Genomic DNA, 17572 nt, shown 5'->3' on the forward strand with positions numbered 1-17572 from the left:
CCCGGTTCGCCGGGCGGCCGGTCGGCCCGGTCCGCGGGTCGGCCGGTCCGCCCGGTGCGCCCGGTGTGCCGGTCCGCCCGGTCGGTGATGCCGCGGTCCTCGCGGTGCGCGCCGCCCCCGCGCCGTAACGTGGTGTCCATGAACGTCTTCGGAGTGGACATCGGCGGGTCGGGGATCAAGGGCGCTCCCGTGGACCTGGAACGCGGCGATCTGGCCGAGCCCCGCCACAAGGTACTGACCCCGCAGCCCGCGACGCCGTCCGACATCGCGGGCTGCGTCGCGGAGGTCGTGGCGCACTTCGGCTGGTCGGGTCCGGTCGGGGTGACGTTCCCCGGTGTGGTGACGGGTTCGACGGTCCGTACGGCCGCCAACGTCGACAAGGGCTGGATCGACGTGGACGCCGCGGTGCTGCTGGGCGAGCGGCTGGGCGGGCTGCCGGTGACGGTGCTGAACGACGCGGACGCGGCGGGCGTCGCCGAGATGACGTACGGCGCGGGCCGGGGCCGTACCGGCACGGTGGTCATGCTGACGTTCGGCACGGGCATCGGCAGCGCCGTCTTCGTCGACGGCCGCCTCGTGCCCAACACCGAGCTGGGCCACCTGGAGCTGAACGGCAAGGAGGCCGAGAAGCAGGCGTCGACGAAGGCCAAGGAGGACAAGGACCTCGGCTGGGAGGAGTGGGCGCACCGGGTGCGGAAGTACCTGGCCCACCTGGAGATGCTGTTCTCCCCGGAGCTGTTCATCGTGGGCGGCGGGGTGAGCCGCAAGGCGGAGAAGTTCCTGCCGCTGATCCACGGAGTCCGGGCGGAGATCGTCCCCGCGCAGTTGCAGAACAACGCCGGGATCGTGGGCGCGGCCATGGCCGCCGCCGGACGCTAGCCGGGCCGGTGCGGCGCCCGGGCGGCGGGCGCCGCACCCCGGCTCGGCCCTGCTCGGCCCGGGTTCACCCCGGCTCACCCCGACTCGGCCCGGGTTCAGCCCGGCTCAGCCCTGCTCGGCCTTGAGCGCCGCGGCCATCTGGCCCAGCCGCTCGAAGGACGCCGTGCCGGTGACCACGGTCGTCACGCCCTCCTCGCGCAGCACCAGGGCGTCGTACTTGGGGCCCTCCCAGCGCTGCCAGGCCCGCCCGGCGACCTGCTGCGTCCTGCCGGTGTCCCGCGCGTCGTGGGTGACCCTGACGACGTACCTCACCGGGGAGTCGGTGGACTGCTCGACGGCGACGTACTCGCGCTCCGGCGTGAGGAAGCCCAGGTGCCAGGCGTCGCCCTCCTGCCGGTCGTACGAGACCGACGTCGGCCGCCAGTCCGCCCCAAGGCCCTCGGGGGCCGCGACCGGGTACGGCGCGGCGCGCTGGGCCGTCACCAGTTCGACGCGGTAGTCGACCGGCTTGATCGGGTCCGCCGTGTCGTCGTGCGGGACGAAGAGGTAGATCACCCCGGCGGCGGCGCAGATCACCGCCATCGACTGGAACATCCCGCGCACCGTCTGCTTGCCTCGCATACCTGCCACCCCCCTATGGTCGCATCAGTGTGTCCCGCTCATCCGTGGGCCCCTCTGCTCATATTGTCGGCTTACCGATAGAGTCACAGCACCCTCTTCACCACCGGCCGTCGCCGTACAGAAAGGTGCGCTCCGATGACCGAGCACCATCTGCCGTCCGAACTCGAGGTCTCCCCCGAGGCCCCCGACCGCAACCTCGCCCTGGAACTGGTCCGGGTCACCGAGGCCGCCGCGATGGCGGCGGGCCGCTGGGTCGGCCGCGGCGACAAGAACGGCGCCGACGGCGCGGCCGTGCGGGCCATGCGCACCCTCGTCTCCACCGTGTCGATGAACGGCGTCGTCGTCATCGGCGAGGGCGAGAAGGACGAGGCCCCGATGCTGTTCAACGGCGAGCGGATCGGCGACGGCACCGGCGCCGAGTGCGACATCGCCGTGGACCCGATCGACGGGACGACGCTCACCGCCAAGGGCATGCCCAACGCGATCGCCGTGCTGGCCGCCGCCGACCGGGGCGCCATGTTCGACCCGTCCGCGGTCTTCTACATGGACAAGCTGGTCACCGGCCCCGAGGCGGCCGACTTCGTCGACATCAACGCGCCCGTGTCGGTGAACATCCGCCGCGTGGCCAAGGCGAAGGACTCGGCGCCCGAGGACGTCACCGTCGTCATCCTGGACCGGCCGCGCCACGAGGGCGTCGTCAAGGAGATCCGCGAGACGGGCGCCCGGATCAAGTTCATCTCGGACGGCGACGTGGCCGGTTCGATCATGGCGGTCCGCGAGGGCACCGGCGTCGACCTGCTGATGGGCATCGGCGGGACGCCCGAGGGCATCATCAGCGCCTGCGCCATCAAGTGCCTGGGCGGGGTCATCCAGGGCAAGCTGTGGCCCAAGGACGAGGAGGAGCGGCGGCGCGCCCTCGACGCGGGCCACGACCTGGACCGGGTGCTGTCCACGGACGACCTGGTGCGCGGCGACAACGTCTTCTTCGTGGCGACCGGCATCACCGACGGCGAGCTGCTGCGCGGGGTCCGCTACCGCTCCGAGACGGCGACGACCTCGTCGCTCGTGATGCGCTCGAAGTCCGGCACGATCCGGCAGATCGACTCGACGCACCGGCTGTCCAAGCTGCGCGCGTACAGCCAGATCGACTTCGACCGGGCGAAGTAGCCCGGGGGCCGCGCCCGACGGCGGCCTCCGGCCGGGCGGTTGCCGCCGGGCGGTTCCGGGCGGTTCCCGACCGGGCGGTTGCCGCCGGTCCCGCGGGACGGCGACACGAAGAGGGGCGCTCCCAGTGCGGTGGGAGCGCCCCTCTTCGTGCGGGCCGTGCCGCGCGGTCCGCCTGCCGTCCGCGCCGCCCGGCCCGTCAGCCGGCGGCGGCGATCTGCTGGCCGGTCGACGCGGCCTTCTTCAGCTCCACCTCGCGGCGCCGACGGCGGGCCAGCACCACGCGGCGCTCGGCGGCGGTCAGGCCGCCCCACACGCCGTACGGCTCGGGCTGGAGCAGGGCGTGCTCGCGGCACTCGACCATCACGGGGCAGCGGGCGCAGACCCGCTTGGCGGCCTCCTCGCGGGCGAGCCGCGCGGCCGTGGGCTCCTTCGACGGGGCGAAGAAGAGTCCCGCCTCGTCGCGGCGGCACACCGCCTCCGTGTGCCAGGGGCCTGCCTCGTCCTCCCGTGCCGGAACGCGCGGGGACGGAACGGCGGCGACCTGGAGGGGCTGATGCGGCAGTTGCAGCACGGTCTACTCCTGACGACGGCTTACGCGGGCGAGAGAGACGATGCAGCAAGCCCTACCCGCTGTGCGCGGGCCTATGCACTGCGTGGCGCGGGCTTCCAGGGAGTGGACCGGGGGACGGCCGAAAGTCGACGGTCGACGGACGGACCGGGGGCTTCGCCCCCGTCAGCCCCCGAGGTGCTTGCGGAGCTTGTCGTGGAGGAGGTCCGCGATGCGCTTGCCGCGCTTGGGGCGGGCCTCGACGTTGCCGAAGACCGCGCAGCCGTTGACGACCACCACGGGGGCCTCCGGGTCGGCGGCCTCCAGGGTGTGCACCTCGAAGTTGCCGAAGACGCCCGTGCCGTTGCCGCGCAGGGAGACGTTCTCGGGAACGCGGACCTCGACGTTGCCGAAGACGGAGGTGGCGTTGATGGTGGCGAGGCGCTGCGTGAAGGTCGCCTCGGTGAGGTCGATCTCGATGTTCCCGAAGAGGGAGAAGACGGTGGTGCGGGACCCGATCCGCCAGCGGCCCCGGCGGACGTTGCTGGAGAACACCGCGACCAGCCGCTCCTCCGCGCCGTCCGCCCCCGCCGGGCCGTACCCGCCGTACGCCGCGTCGGCGCGGGGCGCGGCGGGCGCGGCGGGCAGGTCGCTGACGATCGGCTCCAGCTCGGCGAGGGTCTTCGCGCGGTACACGGCGTCGATGCGCTCGCCGTGCTCCTCGGCGTCGAGCCGCCCCTCGACCAGCGCCTCCCGGAGGATGTCGGCGACCCGGTCGCGGTCGGCGTCCGACGCGCGCATCGCCGGGGCGGACTGCGGAGCGCGGGGAGCGGGCTGCTTCTGGGGCTGCTTGTCGGAGTCCACGCCCTCAGCGTAGCGAAACGCGATAGATCGCGACCAGGGCGGGGTGAGCCCTACCTCACAGACCCGGGCGCCCGGCGGCGTTCTAGGCTTGTGGACGCGTTGCCAAGGGAGGCCGCGCCGCTGTCTGCCGAGTGAGGAATGGCCGTCATGCCAGAGTTTGCGTACTCCGATCTGCTCCCGCTGGGAGAGGACACCACGCCCTACCGCCTGGTGACCTCGGAGGGTGTGTCCACCTTCGAGGCCGACGGGCGCACCTTCCTCAAGGTGGAGCCGGAGGCGCTGCGCAAGCTGGCGGAGGAGGCCATCCACGACATCCAGCACTACCTGCGGCCCGCGCACCTCGCGCAGCTCCGGAAGATCATCGACGACCCGGAGGCGTCGCCGAACGACAAGTTCGTGGCGCTGGACCTGCTGAAGAACGCCAACATCGCCGCCGCCGGCGTGCTGCCCATGTGCCAGGACACGGGCACCGCGATCGTCATGGGCAAGCGCGGCCAGAACGTGCTGACCGAGGGCCGCGACGAGGAGGCCCTGTCGCGCGGCATCTTCGACGCGTACACCAAGCTGAACCTGCGGTACTCGCAGATGGCGCCGCTGACGATGTGGGAGGAGAAGAACACCGGCTCCAACCTCCCCGCGCAGATCGAGCTGTACGCGACGGACGGCGGCGCGTACAAGTTCCTCTTCATGGCGAAGGGCGGCGGCTCGGCCAACAAGTCGTTCCTGTACCAGGAGACGAAGGCGGTTCTGAACGAAGCCTCCATGATGAAGTTCCTGGAGGAGAAGATTCGCTCGCTCGGTACGGCCGCCTGCCCGCCGTACCACCTGGCGATCGTCGTCGGCGGCACGTCGGCCGAGTACGCGCTGAAGACCGCCAAGTACGCCTCCGCGCACTACCTGGACGAGCTGCCGGAGGAGGGCTCGGTCCTCGGCCACGGCTTCCGCGACAAGGAGCTGGAGGAGAAGGTCTTCGAGCTGACGCAGCGGATCGGCATCGGCGCGCAGTTCGGCGGCAAGTACTTCTGCCACGACGTGCGCGTGGTGCGCCTGCCGCGGCACGGCGCGTCCTGCCCGGTCGCGATCGCGGTGTCCTGCTCCGCCGACCGCCAGGCCGTCGCGAAGATCACCGCCGAGGGCGTCTTCCTGGAGCAGCTGGAGACCGACCCGGCGCGCTTCCTGCCGGACACGACGGACGAGCACCTCGACGAAGCGGGCGACGTCGTCAGGATCGACCTGAACCAGCCGATGGACGCCATCCTCGCCGAGCTGTCCAAGTACCCGGTCAAGACCCGGCTGTCGCTGACCGGCCCGCTGGTCGTGGCGCGCGACATCGCGCACGCCAAGATCAAGGAGCGGCTGGACGCCGGCGAGGAGATGCCGCAGTACCTGAAGGACCACCCGGTGTACTACGCCGGTCCGGCCAAGACGCCCGAGGGGTACGCGTCCGGGTCGTTCGGCCCGACGACGGCCGGGCGCATGGACTCGTACGTGGAGCAGTTCCAGGCGGCGGGCGGCTCGAAGGTGATGCTGGCCAAGGGCAACCGCTCCCAGCAGGTGACCGACGCGTGCGCCGCGCACGGCGGCTTCTACCTGGGCTCCATCGGCGGCCCGGCGGCCCGGCTGGCGCAGGACTGCATCAAGAAGGTCGAGGTCGTCGAGTACGAGGAGCTCGGCATGGAGGCGGTCTGGCGGATCGAGGTCGAGGACTTCCCTGCGTTCATCGTGGTGGACGACAAGGGCAACGACTTCTTCAAGGACCCGGCGCCCGCCCCGACGTTCACGTCGATCCCGGTGCGTTCCTGATCCGGCGGTCGCCGTGAGGCCGGGGACCGCCCCGCGCCGTCCCCGTCGCGCGGCCCCGGCCCGGGCCGGTCGTGCGGGACGGGGCCCGGCCGCCCCGGCGTGCGCCGTGCGGGGCGGTCGGGCCCCGCGCGTCACGCGAAGCGCTGGTTCGCGGCGCCCGCGGCGCAGGGCTGGAGGCGCAGCGGGTCCCCGGCCGACGCGAGGGTCGCGCACAGGTGTGGCGCGGCGGCCGGGCGGAGGGTGCCCGCGTCGCGGGCGAACCTCTGGTGGGCCGCGCCGGAGCAGTTCCAGACGACCAGGGCCGCGCCCGGCTCGTAGCGGGCGCCCGGCACGTCGAGGCAGCGGTCGTGGGTGAGCTCGGTGTGGACGGAGCCGCGCGCCGGGTCGTACCACCAGCCCTGGTTGCGGCCGCCGTGGCACTCCCAGCCGATGACGGCGGTGCCGTTGCGGGTGGTGGCGCCGGAGACGTCCACGCACCTTCCGGTGGTGGCGTCGCGGAGCGGGGCGAACGTGTCGTCCCAGGCGCCGGGGACGAGGACCGGCTCGCCGGTGGAGGCGGGGTCGGCGCAGCCCGCCTCGCGCACGCCGACCGCGTACAACTGGGTCAGGCAGGACGCGAAGGCGGCGTGGCCGGCCCGGTTGGGGTGGAAGGACTGGCGGACGGAGTTCTCGTCCCAGGGGAACTTCGTCACGTCGACGAAGAGTCCGCGCGCCCACGCCTGGTCCGTGCAGACCTCGTGCCCGTGGAAGAGGCGGGAGGCGTCGAGGTAGACGGCGCCGGTGCGCGCGGCGGCGGTGCGGATGCCGCGCTCGAACGCGGGGACGGCGGTGTCGCGGCCCCAGGCGGTGTCGGAGTCGTAGCCGAGGCCGCCGCAGGCGAGCTTGCCGGGGAAGCCGGGGTCGTCGCGGAAGTCGGGACCGATGGGGCTGGGGTAGCTCATCACGACGAGCCGGTAGTCGGTGTCGGCGTACCCGGCGCCGCGCATGACGGCGCGCAGGTCGTGGACGGTCTGCTCGACCTTGGGGACGAGGCCGTCGACGCGGGCCTGCCAGCCGGGCGCGTACTTCGGCGCGCAGGGCCCCTGGAGGAGGACGTAGCGGGTGACGCAGTCCGTCATGACGGGGCCGAACTGGAGGTCGTCGTTGGCTCCGGCCACGAGGAGGACCATCTTCACGCGGGTGTTGCGGGCCTTGACGGCGAGGTTGTCGCTCTGGACCAGCTCGTCGGCGTACTGCGGGGTGCCGCCGGCGCGGATGTGGGGGGTGGCGGCACCGGAGCAGGAGACGTTGTAGGTGACGTCGGCGGGGATGCCGGTGCGGTGGACGGCCGCGTCGGGCGAGCGGTGGCACCAGTTGTCGGGGCCGTCCGTGCCGGGTTCGTAGACGCCGACGCCCTCGCCGGAGATCTCGCTGTCGCCGAGGGAGACGAGGGCGGTCTTGCGCTCGGCGAAGGGGCGTTCGGCGGGGCTGCCGTAGAGGGCGGTGGCCTCGGCCGCGCGGACGCGCTCCAACGCGGCCGGGAGGGGCGTCGAGGTGACGGTCCGCTGGCCGGCCGGCGGGGGGCCGGCGGCAGCGGCGGGCGGGGTGGTGGCGAGGCCGCCGAGGGCGGCGGTGAGCGCGACGGCCGCCGCCGCGCGTCCGAGTTTCCTTCTGGTGCGCGCCATTGCGCCTCCTGGAAGTGGGGTTACCCACGGTTTTTACTGGTCGGTAAAGCACTTGGGAATAGAGCGAATGAGACAGGTGCTCAACTCTTCCGGGAGGTCGGGACGATGACGGACACGAGGGAACAGCGCGGCGACGGCGGGGCCGGCGGCGACGGCGGCTACCGGGTCGAGCACGACTCCATGGGCGAGGTGCGGGTCCCCGCGCACGCCAAGTGGCGGGCCCAGACGCAGCGGGCGGTGGAGAACTTCCCCGTCTCGGGACAGCGCCTGGAGCGGGCCCACATCGCGGCCCTGGCCCGCGTCAAGGCGGCGGCGGCCAAGGTCAACGCGGAGCTGGGCGCCCTGGACCCGAAGATCGCGGAGGCGGTCCGGGCGGCCGCGGCGGAGGTCGCGGAGGGCCGGTGGGACGACCACTTCCCGGTCGACGTCTTCCAGACCGGTTCCGGCACCTCCTCCAACATGAACATGAACGAGGTCCTCGCCACCCTCGCGACCGAGCGGCTCGGCGACGGCCGGACCGTCCACCCCAACGACCACGTCAACGCGTCCCAGTCGTCGAACGACGTGTTCCCGTCGTCCATCCACATCGCGGCGACCGCCGCCGTGACCGGTGACCTGGTCCCCGCCCTCGACCACCTGGCCGCCGCCCTGGAGCGAAAATCAGCCGAATTCGCGGAGGTCGTCAAGTCCGGCCGCACGCACCTGATGGACGCCACGCCGGTGACGCTCGGCCAGGAGTTCGGCGGCTACGCGGCGCAGGTGCGGTACGGGGTGGAGCGGCTGCGGGCCGCCCTGCCGCGCCTCGCGGAGCTGCCGCTGGGCGGTACGGCGGTCGGTACGGGCATCAACACGCCGCCCGGTTTCTCCGCCGCCGTCATCGCGGAGGTCGCGCGGGACACCGGGCTGCCGCTGACCGAGGCGCGCGACCACTTCGAGGCGCAGGGGGCGCGGGACGGGCTGGTCGAGACGTCGGGCCAGCTCCGTACGGTCGCCGTCTCCCTCACCAAGATCGCGAACGACCTGCGGTGGATGGCGTCCGGGCCGCGCACCGGCCTGGCCGAGATCAACCTGCCGGACCTCCAGCCCGGCTCGTCGATCATGCCGGGCAAGGTGAACCCGGTGGTCCCGGAGGCGGTCCTGATGGTCGCCGCGCAGGTCGTCGGCAACGACGCCACGGTCGCGGCGGCCGGCGCGGCCGGGAACTTCGAACTCAACGTGATGCTCCCGGTCATGGCGAAGAACCTGCTGGAGTCGATCCGGCTCCTGGCCAACGCGGCGCGGCTCCTCGCCGACCGCACGGTCGACGGGATCACCGCCAACGTCGAACGGGCCCGCGAGTACGCCGAGTCGTCCCCGTCCGTGGTGACGCCGCTCAACCGGTACATCGGGTACGAGGAGGCGGCGAAGGTCGCCAAGCGGTCGCTGGCCGAGCGGAAGACGATCCGCGAGGTGGTCCTGGAGTCCGGGTACGTGGAGCGGGGTGACCTCACGCTCGAACAGCTCGACGAGGCGCTCGACGTCCTGCGGATGACCCGCCCCTGACCGCCGCTCCCCCGACCGCCGCTCCCCGGCCGTACCGCTTCTGACCTGCGGCGTCGGTGACCGGGACGGCCGTCCCGCGTGACCTGGATCGCGGACGTCCGCCCCGGCGCGGTCCTAAGATCTGCGCATGACAGCGGAGACGACAGGCTCGGCGCCGGAGGTCGGGGCGGTGCCGGCGGCGGGAGGAGAGGCGGGAAGCGGTCCGGGCTCCGGCGGTCCGGGCGGCCCGCGTTGGGCACCGGGCGACCGGATCCTGTGGCGGTACCGGGACAACGGCGACGGCCACGTCCACATCTGCCGTCCCGTGACCGTCGTCCGGGACTCCCCCGACCTGCTCGCCGTCTGGATGGCGCCCGGCACCGAGTGCGTCAAGCCCGTACTGGCGGACGGCACGCCCGTGCACGAGGAGCCGCTCGCCACCCGCTACACCGCGCCGCGCACCACCGCGCGCACCCGGTGGTCCGGCATGGGCGTGCTGAAGCTGGCCCGCCCGGCCGACCCGTGGTCGGTGTGGTTGTTCTGGGGCGAGGGCTGGGAGTTCCGCAGTTGGTACGTCAACCTGGAGTCGCCGCGCGTACGGTGGTCCGGTGGCGTCGACTCCGAGGACCACTTCCTCGACATCTCCGTCTATCCCGACCGCAGTTGGCTGTGGCGGGACGAGGACGAGTTCGCCCAGGCGCAGCGCGCCGGGCTCATGGACGCCGCCCAGGCGCGGCGGGTGCGGGAGGCGGGTGACGCCGCAGTCGAGGTGATCCGGGCGTGGGGCGCGCCGTTCGCGGACGGCTGGGAGGAGTGGCGTCCGGACCCGCGCTGGACGGTTCCGGAGCTGCCGGCCGACTGGGATCGCCTCCCGGCCCGCACGGCACCGTGAGACCCTTGATACGCCCCTGGGGGGTAACCGTAGGATCGTCCTCCGCCGGACGGCCGACCCGGCCCCGCAGCAGTAACGACCGATCACTGGACAGGAACTGACCGTAAGTCACCTACGAGGGGGTGGAGCCGTGCCCGAGGTGCGCGCGGATCCGTCGTCCCTTGTCGACGCCGCGCTCAGAGCGGGTATAGCGCCTGTCAGAGCGATTGCATCGCCCACCCGGCCCGGACGGACGGAATCCCACGCGTGACGGAGCATCCCACCTCCCATGAAGGTCGGCAGCCGCTCGCTGCCCGGCCTCAGGAACGCACCCGGCCCCGGCAGGAGGCCCCGGAGCCCGCCGAGGGCCCCGCCGTGGCCGCGCCCCCGCGGGACCGGTCGCACCCCGGCGGCTCCCCCGTCCCCTCCCCGTCCGGTCCGCCGGTCCCGGTGGACGCCCCGGACGGGTCGCGCGCTGCCAACGCGGCCCGTGGGGCGTCCCGTACGGCCCGTGCCGCGTCCGCGGTCCGCGAGGCGGTCGCGGGGCCCGGGGGCGTGGCCGCGCGCGGCGGGGCGCAGGCGCGGGTGCGCGCGGACGCCGAGCCGGACCACCCCGGCGACGGGACCGGTACCGGGAGCGGTGAAGGGACCGGTGACGGCGGCCAGGCGCGGGCCCAGGAGGGTGTGCGGTCTCCGGGCGGTGCCGTCGCGGCAGGCGCCGTGGCCGGTGGTCCGCCCGGCAGTGGGGACGGCGCGGCGGGCGGCGTTCCGGCGACCGTCGCCGGCCTGCCGCAGGACCCGGTGGGGACGGCCCGCCGGGAGGGCGACCGGCTGCGGTTCGTGGGCGCCGCGACGCGGCGGATCGCGCGCGGCATCGACCTGGACGAGATCGTGCTGGGCCTGTGCCGGGCCACCGTGCCGACGTTCGCCGACGCGATACTCGTGTACCTGCGGGACCCGCTGCCGGTCGGCGACGAGCGGCCCGTGGACCCGTTCGTCCTGCGGCTGCGCCGCACGGACCGGTTGCGTTTAACGGAGGACGACCCCGGCGACCTGGGCCTGCTCCCGGCCGGGCCCGTCGTGGCGCCGGACGCCGAGCAGAGCCCGGCCGCCGAGCTGTGCCGGGTCCGCCCCGGCGGGCACCTCGCAGAGGTGCTGCGCGGGGTGCGGCCGGTGTTCGGCGACTCCGCGGCCGCGCGGGCGGCGCTGCCGGAACTGCTGGGCGAGGGGCGTGCCGTACCGTCCGGGCACCGGGCGATCCTCGCGCCGCTGCGGGGCCGCCGCCGGGTGATCGGCGCCGCGGTGTTCCTGCGCCGCCCGGACCGCGCCCCGTTCGAGCCCAACGACCTGCTGGTGGCGGCGCAGTTGGCGACGCACACGGCGCTCGGCATCGACAAGGCGGTGCTGTACGGGCGCGAGGCGTACATCGCGGACGAACTCCAGCGGACGATGCTCCCGGAGAACCTGCCGCAGCCGACCGGCGTGCGGCTGGCGTCCCGCTACCTGCCGGCCGCCGAGACGGCGCGGGTCGGCGGCGACTGGTACGACGCGATCCCGCTGCCCGGCAGCCGGGTCGCCCTCGTCGTGGGCGACGTCATGGGCCACTCCATGACCTCGGCCGCGATCATGGGGCAGCTGCGGACGACGGCGCAGACGCTCGCCGGGCTCGACCTGCCGCCGCAGGAGGTGCTGCACCACCTCGACGAGCAGGCGCAGCGGCTCGGCGAGAACCGCATGGCGACCTGCCTGTACGCGGTGTACGACCCGGTGGCGCACCGGATCACCATCGCCAACGCCGGCCACCCGCCGCCGATACTCCTCCACCTGGGCGGCCGGGCGGAGGTGCTGCGGGTCCCGCCGGGCGCGCCGATCGGCGTGGGCGGCGTGGACTTCGAGGCCGTGGAGCTCGACGCCCCGGCGGGCGCGACGCTGCTGCTGTACACCGACGGGCTCGTCGAGTCGCGGCTGCGGGACGTGTGGACCGGGATCGAGCAGTTGCGCGAGCGGCTCGCGGCGACGGCGCAACTGACGGGCCCGGACCACCCGCCGCCGCTGGAGGCCCTCTGCGACGACGTGCTCGACATGCTCGGGCCGGGTGACCGGGACGACGACATCGCGCTGCTGGCGGCCCGGTTCGACGGGATAACGCCCAGCGACGTGGCGTACTGGTTCCTGGAGCCGGAGGACGCGGCGCCGGGCCGGGCGCGCCGGCTGGCCCGCAGGGCGCTGGCCCGCTGGGGCCTGGAGGAGCTGACGGACTCGGTGGAGCTGCTGGTCAGCGAGGTCGTGACGAACGCCGTGCGGTACGCGTCGCGGCCGGTGACGCTGCGGCTGCTGCGGACGGAGGTGCTGCGCTGCGAGGTCGGCGACGACTCGCCGCAACTGCCGCGGCAGCGCCGGGCGCGGGACACCGACGAGGGCGGGCGCGGCCTGTTCCTGGTCAACCGGCTGGCGCGCCGGTGGGGTGCGACGCGGCTGTCGACCGGCAAGGTCGTCTGGTTCGAGCTGCCGACGCGGCTCTGAGGGCCGCGGCACGGCGGAAGGGGGAAGGGAGGTGGCCGGGCCCCTGGTGCGGGGCCCGGCCACCTCCCTTCGTCTCCCTACGGGCGGACGGGCTTGTCCTTGTCGGGCCCCGGACCCGCGCCCGGGTCCTCGTCGTCGCCCGACTCGCTGGTGCTCGGTGACGGGGACGGCGGGGACTGCGTGGGCGGCGTCGGCTCACCGGTCGACGGGCTCGGCGAGGACGGGGTGCCGCTCGGCGTGCCGGAGGACGGCGAGTCCGACGGCTCGACCGGTTCGTCGCTCGGCGAGGAGGACGGGGACGGGGACGGGGACGGGCTCCCGGACGGCGACGGGACGGGCGCCGGGTCGGGGGCGGCGATCTCCATGACGTCCAGGTCGAACCGCGCGTCGGAGCCGCCGCCCAGGGCGTCCAGCGTGTAGTCGGCCCAGATGCGGGCCGGGAAGCCGCCGCCGTTGGCGCGGCCCGAGTTGGCCGTGCCGGTCAGGGTGACCTGCTCGCCCTTCTCGGTGTCCTCGCCGAACAGGGCGACCACGGTGGCCAGTTCGGGCGTGTAGCCGGCGAACCAGGCGGACTTGTTGTTCTCGGACGTACCGGTCTTGCCGGCCGCCTGGTACGCGGGGGTGTCGGCCGCGCGGCCGGAGCCGTTCCTGACGACGCCGGTCAGGACCGAGGTGACCGTGTCGGCGGTCTGGCGGCTGACGGCCTGCGGGCCGATCGGGTCGGGCAGCTCGACCGTGCGGTCCTTGTGCTCCGCGGACTTCACGATCGCCGGCGTGACCTTCCTGCCGTGGTTGTCGAGGGTGGCGTACACGCCGGCCATGTCCCAGGTGGAGGCGCCCATGGTGCCCAGCGACATGGCGGGCTGCTCGACGAACCCGTCGGTGTCCTTCATGCCGAGGCCGAGGGCGGTCTTCTTCACCTCGTCGGGGCCGACGTCGACGATCATCTGGGCGAAGACCGAGTTGATCGACTTGTTCATGGCGCGCTGGACGGTGACCGGGCCGTAGCTGATGTCGTCCTCGTTCTCCGGGGCGAACGGGGTGTCGCTGCCCTGGACGGGGCGCCGGCTGGTGCCGTCGTAGGTCGTGTTGACGCCGATCCGCCGGCCGTCCTGCGTCCGGGAGCCGTTCTCCAGGGCGGCGGCGAAGACGAGCGGCTTGAACGTGGAGGCGGGCTGGTAGTCGCGCCGGGTGGCGTTGGACATCCAGTGCTCGGTGGCGCCGACCCCGCCGTACAGGGCGACGACGTGTCCGGTCTTCGGGTCGACGGAGGTCGCGCCGGCCTGGACGGTCGCGTCGACCTCGTTGCCCTCGCGGTCGAGCCGGCTCTCCAACTGCTCGTCGACCGCCTCGACGAGCTCCTTCTGGCGCTTCTTGTCGATGTTGAGGGTGATGGTCCAGCCGCCGGCCTTGATGTCCTCCTCCTTGACGCCCTGGTTCACCAGCTCCTGGTTGGCGGCCTCGACCAGGTAGCCGGTCTGGCCCTCCATGCCGGGGGCGGGCCTGGGCTCCTGGGGGACGGGGAACTTCATCCCGGCGCGCTCGGCCGGGTCGAGCCAGCTCTCCTCGACCATGTTGTCCAGGACGTAGTTCCAGCGCTCGGTGGCGAGCTTGCGGCCGGTCGCCGTCGCGGACGTCCAGTCGTACTGGCTGGGCGCCTGGAGGAGCGCGGCGAGGTAGGCGCCCTGCTCGACGGTCAGCCTGCCGGCGTCGACGCCGTAGTACGCCTGGGCCGCGGCCTGGATGCCGTACGCGCCGCGGCCGTAGTAGCTGGTGTTGAGGTACCCGGCGAGGATCTCCTCCTTGCTCTGGCGCTGGTCGACCTTGAGGGAGATCACCAGTTCCTTGAGCTTGCGGGTGACGGTCTGGCTCTGGTCCAGGTAGTAGTTCTTGACGTACTGCTGGGTGATGGTCGAGCCGCCCTGCTTGCCCTTGCCGGTCACGGAGTTCACGAGGCCCCGGGCGGTGCCCTTGAAGTCGACGCCGTGGTCCTCGTAGAAGGTCTTGTTCTCGGCGGCGACGAACGCCTTCTCGACCGGGTCGGGGATCTTCTCGAGGCCGACGATGGACCGGTTGATCTTGCCGCTGCGGGCGAGGATCGAGCCGTCGGAGTACTTGTAGACGTTGCTCTGCAGTTCCGCCTCGGCGTTGGCCGTGGGGACGGGAACGAGCAGGTAGACGGCGTAGAAGCCGCCCATGGCGAGCAGGCAGCACACGAAGAGCGTGCCCAGCAGCCTCCGCCACGCGAAGAAGCGGCGTATGCCCCCGCGACCCCCCTGTTCCCGGCGCGCCCCGCGCTGCCGGGACCGTCGCGCTTCCGCTCGGCCCATGGCTCCGTCGCTCCCGTTGATCGGTGTTCGTCCGTCGCGTTTCGGTCGTTCACGCCCGGATCAGCTCAGCAAGCTAACCCGCCGCGGGCGACAGAGACCAACGGATCCCGTCTTTTCCGAACGTGACAATCAGCACCCGTCCCGCGAGGAACTGACTCACAGGGGGTGGACAAGGTTGCGAAGAGCATTAAAGTGATATCACTTTGCTTCACCGGAGAGAGCACGAGAACGGGGGGACCATGTCCACGACCACGAAGACGACCGCGTCCGGCGGTACGGCGGGGGACGCGACGCCACCGAGGACGCCGCAGCCGCAGGTGCGGGAGTTCGCGGCGTACAGCGTCGGCGGCGGGCTGGCGCTGCTGTCGGGCCTGATCGGGCTCGCGGCGGGGGTGTGCCTCGTCGTCGCGGGGGCGGCGGTCGCCGAGGAGACGTCGACGGCCGCGCGGGTCGGGCTGATCGCGCTCGGCGTCCTGGTGGGCCTGGGGGCGCTGCTCGCGATGTGCGGGCTCAACATGGTGGCGCCCGGCGAGGCCCGCGTCGTCCAGTTGTTCGGCCGCTACCGGGGCACGGTCCGCGCGGACGGGCTGCGCTGGGTGAACCCGCTGACCTCGCGGGTGGCGATCTCGACGCGCGTGCGGAACCACGAGACGGCGGTCCTGAAGGTCAACGACGCGTACGGCAACCCGATCGAGCTGGCCGCGGTCGTCGTGTGGCGGGTGGAGGACACGGCGCAGGCCATGTTCGAGGTGGACGACTTCGAGCAGTTCGTGTCCACGCAGACGGAGGCGGCGGTCCGGCACATCGCGATCGAGTACCCGTACGACGCGCACGACGAGGAGGGCCTGTCGCTGCGCGGCGACGCCGAGGAGATCACCGAGAAGCTCGCGGCCGAGCTCCACGCGCGCGTGGCGGCGGCGGGCGTCCGCATCATCGAGTCGCGGTTCACGCATCTCGCGTACGCTCCGGAGATCGCCTCGGCGATGCTCCAGCGGCAGCAGGCCGGAGCCATGGTGGCGGCCCGCCAGAAGATCGTGGAGGGTGCGGTCGGCATGGTCGAGGCGGCGCTGGACCGGATCGCGGAGCGCGACATCGTGGAACTGGACCCCGAGCGGAAGGCGGCGATGGTCTCCAACCTGATGGTGGTGCTGTGCGGTGACCGCTCGGCCCAGCCGGTCGTCAACGCGGGCACGCTCTACCAGTGACCGCCCGCCGCGAGCGCAAGCAGGTGCTCCTCCGCCTCGACCCGGCGGTGTACGAGGCGCTGGCGCGCTGGGCGTCGGACGAACTGCGCAGCGCGAACTCGCAGATCGAGTTCCTGCTGCGCAGGGCGCTGGCGGAGGCGGGCCGGCTGCCGTCCTCCCCGGCCCCCCTCCCCCGCCGCGGCCGCCCGCCCAGGCAGCAGCCGGAGGAGGGCCGCGCCGGGGCCGGGGACGAGGGCGAAGACGGAGCCGGGGCCAGGGGCGGGGGCAAGGGCCCGGCCGGGCGGCCACCGGAGGGCCGGACCGGGGACGTGGGTCCGGCCGGGCGGCCACCGGACGGGCCCGGGGCGTAGCGCCGATCCCGGCCGCCGCCCCGGGCCCGCGCCCCTCCGGCCACCGCCCCGGCGGCGCCGGGGAACCGGGGCGCGGGTCGGACGCGTCACCGTACGGCAGGTGCTGGACGCGCGAAGGGGGACGACGCGTCACCGTACGACGGGGCGCGGACACGCGAAGGGGGCCGACGCGTCACCCTACGACGGGTGTCGGACGCGTGAAGGGGGCGGAGACGGGCGGCGACGGGGGCGATCGGGTGGTGCGGGGCGCGCGGTGGGGGCGGGACGGCCGGGGGCGCTCGGCCTGGTCCCGAGGGCGGGTGATCGCGGGGCTCGCCGCGCTGGTCGCCTGGCTGATCGTGTTCCACGCGACCGTGCCGGACCTGCCCGGCCGGCCGGGGAGCCTGCTGGAGACCTTCCTCCCGTGGCTCGGCCTGGCCGTGCCGGTGCTCGTGGCCGCCGCCCTGGTGCGCCGTTCGGCGACCGCGCTGCTCGCCGCGCTGCTGCCGACCATGGCGTGGGGCGGGCACTTCGGGGTGCTGCTGGCGCCCGGCCCCGACGTACGGCACGGCCTCACGGTGGTGCAGCACAACGTCGGCGACGAGAACCCCGACCCGGCCGGTACGGCGCGGGCGCTGATGGCCCCCCGGCCGGACCTGATCGCACTGGAGGAGGTCACCCCGGCGGCGCTGCCCGCGTACCGGGCGGCGCTCTCGGCCCGGTACCCGCACCACGAGGTGCGCGGCACGGTCGGCCTCTGGTCGGCGCACCCCCTGACGGACGCGCGGGCCCTGGACATCCGGCCCCGGGGCGTGGACGCCGGGTGGCGGCGCGGGCTGCGGGCCACGGCGGCGACCCCGCGCGGCGACATCGCCGTGTACGTGGCGCACCTGCCGTCCGTACGGCTCAGCCCGGAGCGCGGCTTCGACGCGGCCCGCCGGGACGAGAGCGCGGAGCTGCTCGGGGCCGCCCTGGCCGCCGAGCGGCTGGACCGGGTGGTCCTGCTGGGCGACCTGAACGGCACCGTCGACGACCGGGGCCTCTCCCCCCTGACCTCGCGCCTCGACACGGCGGGCACGGGGCTGGCGTTCAGTTGGCCGGCGTCGGCGCCCCTCGCCCGCATCGACCAGGTCATGGCCCGCCGCGCCGAGGTCGTCCACGTCTGGACGCTGCCCGCGACCGGTTCCGACCACCTGCCGGTCGCCGCCCGCCTCGCGTACTAGCCCGGCCCGGGCAGCCCCGGGCAGG

14 protein-coding genes are annotated in these 17572 nt (G+C 73.7%); 9 read left to right on the forward strand and 5 right to left on the reverse strand.

All coding sequences use genetic code 11. From position 1 onward, the window contains the following. The first annotated feature begins 138 nt into the window (after nt 1-138). The gene (gene ppgK / locus RND61_RS21875) at nt 139-879 is read left to right on the forward strand and encodes a polyphosphate--glucose phosphotransferase (protein WP_315879736.1); all 741 of its coding nucleotides are present in this window, start codon (nt 139-141) and stop codon (nt 877-879) included. A 105-nt stretch (nt 880-984) separates the two neighbouring features. Here the strand turns inward: ppgK and RND61_RS21880 are convergent, their stop codons facing one another. Then, nucleotides 985-1500, reverse strand: a complete 516-nt coding sequence (locus tag RND61_RS21880; RefSeq protein WP_315879782.1) for a DUF4245 domain-containing protein — start codon at nt 1498-1500, stop codon at nt 985-987. Between the two features lie 135 nt (nt 1501-1635). Between RND61_RS21880 and glpX the strand changes: the two genes are divergently transcribed. Beyond that, nucleotides 1636-2667: a class II fructose-bisphosphatase gene (gene glpX / locus RND61_RS21885; protein ID WP_315879737.1), complete on the forward strand. Its 1032-nt coding sequence runs from the start codon at nt 1636-1638 to the stop codon at nt 2665-2667. Nucleotides 2668-2863: 196 nt separating this feature from the next. Here glpX and RND61_RS21890 read toward each other — a convergent pair whose 3' ends face one another. Together RND61_RS21890 and RND61_RS21895 are read right to left on the reverse strand one after the other, a co-directional pair. Further along, nucleotides 2864-3238 carry a WhiB family transcriptional regulator gene (locus RND61_RS21890; RefSeq protein WP_315879738.1) on the reverse strand — a complete coding sequence of 125 codons (375 nt, stop codon included), beginning with the start codon at nt 3236-3238 and terminating at the stop codon, nt 2864-2866. 162 nt (nt 3239-3400) lie between these two features. After that, the gene (locus tag RND61_RS21895; protein ID WP_315879739.1) at nt 3401-4078 is read right to left on the reverse strand and encodes a DUF1707 SHOCT-like domain-containing protein; all 678 of its coding nucleotides are present in this window, start codon (nt 4076-4078) and stop codon (nt 3401-3403) included. A gap of 138 nt (nt 4079-4216) precedes the next feature. Between RND61_RS21895 and RND61_RS21900 the strand changes: the two genes are divergently transcribed. Beyond that, nucleotides 4217-5881: a fumarate hydratase gene (locus tag RND61_RS21900; RefSeq protein ID WP_315879740.1), complete on the forward strand. Its 1665-nt coding sequence runs from the start codon at nt 4217-4219 to the stop codon at nt 5879-5881. 131 nt (nt 5882-6012) lie between these two features. Here the strand turns inward: RND61_RS21900 and RND61_RS21905 are convergent, their stop codons facing one another. Beyond that, nucleotides 6013-7545, reverse strand: coding sequence for a ricin-type beta-trefoil lectin domain protein (locus RND61_RS21905; RefSeq protein ID WP_315879741.1), 1533 nt, complete (start codon nt 7543-7545; stop codon nt 6013-6015). A gap of 105 nt (nt 7546-7650) precedes the next feature. Between RND61_RS21905 and RND61_RS21910 the strand changes: the two genes are divergently transcribed. The 3 genes from RND61_RS21910 (at nt 7651) to RND61_RS21920 (ending at nt 12460) form a co-directional block, all read left to right on the forward strand. Next, nucleotides 7651-9087, forward strand: coding sequence for a class II fumarate hydratase (locus RND61_RS21910; RefSeq protein WP_315879742.1), 1437 nt, complete (start codon nt 7651-7653; stop codon nt 9085-9087). A gap of 127 nt (nt 9088-9214) precedes the next feature. Next, complete coding sequence (fomD, locus tag RND61_RS21915) at nt 9215-9958, forward strand: cytidylyl-2-hydroxypropylphosphonate hydrolase (RefSeq protein WP_315879743.1); 744 nt, start codon at nt 9215-9217, stop codon at nt 9956-9958. 246 nt (nt 9959-10204) lie between these two features. After that, nucleotides 10205-12460 (forward strand): SpoIIE family protein phosphatase, encoded by a 2256-nt coding sequence (locus RND61_RS21920; protein ID WP_315879744.1) that lies wholly within the window; start codon nt 10205-10207, stop codon nt 12458-12460. A gap of 77 nt (nt 12461-12537) precedes the next feature. Here RND61_RS21920 and RND61_RS21925 read toward each other — a convergent pair whose 3' ends face one another. Continuing rightward, on the reverse strand, nt 12538-14790 hold the full coding sequence (locus RND61_RS21925) for a transglycosylase domain-containing protein (protein WP_315879745.1): 2253 nt from the start codon (nt 14788-14790) through the stop codon (nt 12538-12540). Between the two features lie 239 nt (nt 14791-15029). Here RND61_RS21925 and RND61_RS21930 point away from each other — a divergent pair, with 239 nt between their 5' ends. The 3 genes from RND61_RS21930 to RND61_RS21940 all read left to right on the forward strand — a co-directional run bounded on the left by RND61_RS21930 (nt 15030) and on the right by RND61_RS21940 (nt 17547). After that, a complete protein-coding gene (locus RND61_RS21930; protein ID WP_315879746.1) occupies nt 15030-15995 on the forward strand; it encodes an SPFH domain-containing protein in 966 nt (321 codons plus the stop codon). After that, entirely contained in the window at nt 15992-16345 is a 354-nt protein-coding gene (locus RND61_RS32735) for a hypothetical protein (protein WP_391653878.1), read from the forward strand. Before RND61_RS21930 ends, RND61_RS32735 begins: the two co-directional genes overlap by 4 nt. 239 nt (nt 16346-16584) lie before the next feature. Further along, nucleotides 16585-17547, forward strand: coding sequence for an endonuclease/exonuclease/phosphatase family protein (locus RND61_RS21940; RefSeq protein WP_315879783.1), 963 nt, complete (start codon nt 16585-16587; stop codon nt 17545-17547). Nucleotides 17548-17572: the final 25 nt, after the last annotated feature.

Origin of the sequence: Streptomyces tamarix, from assembly GCF_032423885.1 — a bacterium.
GTDB classification, from domain to species: domain Bacteria; phylum Actinomycetota; class Actinomycetes; order Streptomycetales; family Streptomycetaceae; genus Streptomyces; species Streptomyces tamarix.

Excerpts from the sequence above, each read along its gene's own strand:
- RND61_RS21905 (WP_315879741.1), bottom strand. The coding sequence starts at position 7,545 with ATGGCGCGCACCAGAAGGAAACTCGGACGCGCGGCGGCGGCCGTCGCG.
- RND61_RS21930 (WP_315879746.1), top strand. The coding sequence starts at position 15,030 with ATGTCCACGACCACGAAGACGACCGCGTCCGGCGGTACGGCGGGGGAC.
- glpX (WP_315879737.1), top strand. The coding sequence starts at position 1,636 with ATGACCGAGCACCATCTGCCGTCCGAACTCGAGGTCTCCCCCGAGGCC.
- RND61_RS21880 (WP_315879782.1), bottom strand. The coding sequence starts at position 1,500 with ATGCGAGGCAAGCAGACGGTGCGCGGGATGTTCCAGTCGATGGCGGTG.
- RND61_RS21910 (WP_315879742.1), top strand. The coding sequence starts at position 7,651 with ATGACGGACACGAGGGAACAGCGCGGCGACGGCGGGGCCGGCGGCGAC.
- fomD (WP_315879743.1), top strand. The coding sequence starts at position 9,215 with ATGACAGCGGAGACGACAGGCTCGGCGCCGGAGGTCGGGGCGGTGCCG.
- RND61_RS21925 (WP_315879745.1), bottom strand. The coding sequence starts at position 14,790 with ATGGGCCGAGCGGAAGCGCGACGGTCCCGGCAGCGCGGGGCGCGCCGG.
- RND61_RS21900 (WP_315879740.1), top strand. The coding sequence starts at position 4,217 with ATGGCCGTCATGCCAGAGTTTGCGTACTCCGATCTGCTCCCGCTGGGA.
- ppgK (WP_315879736.1), top strand. The coding sequence starts at position 139 with ATGAACGTCTTCGGAGTGGACATCGGCGGGTCGGGGATCAAGGGCGCT.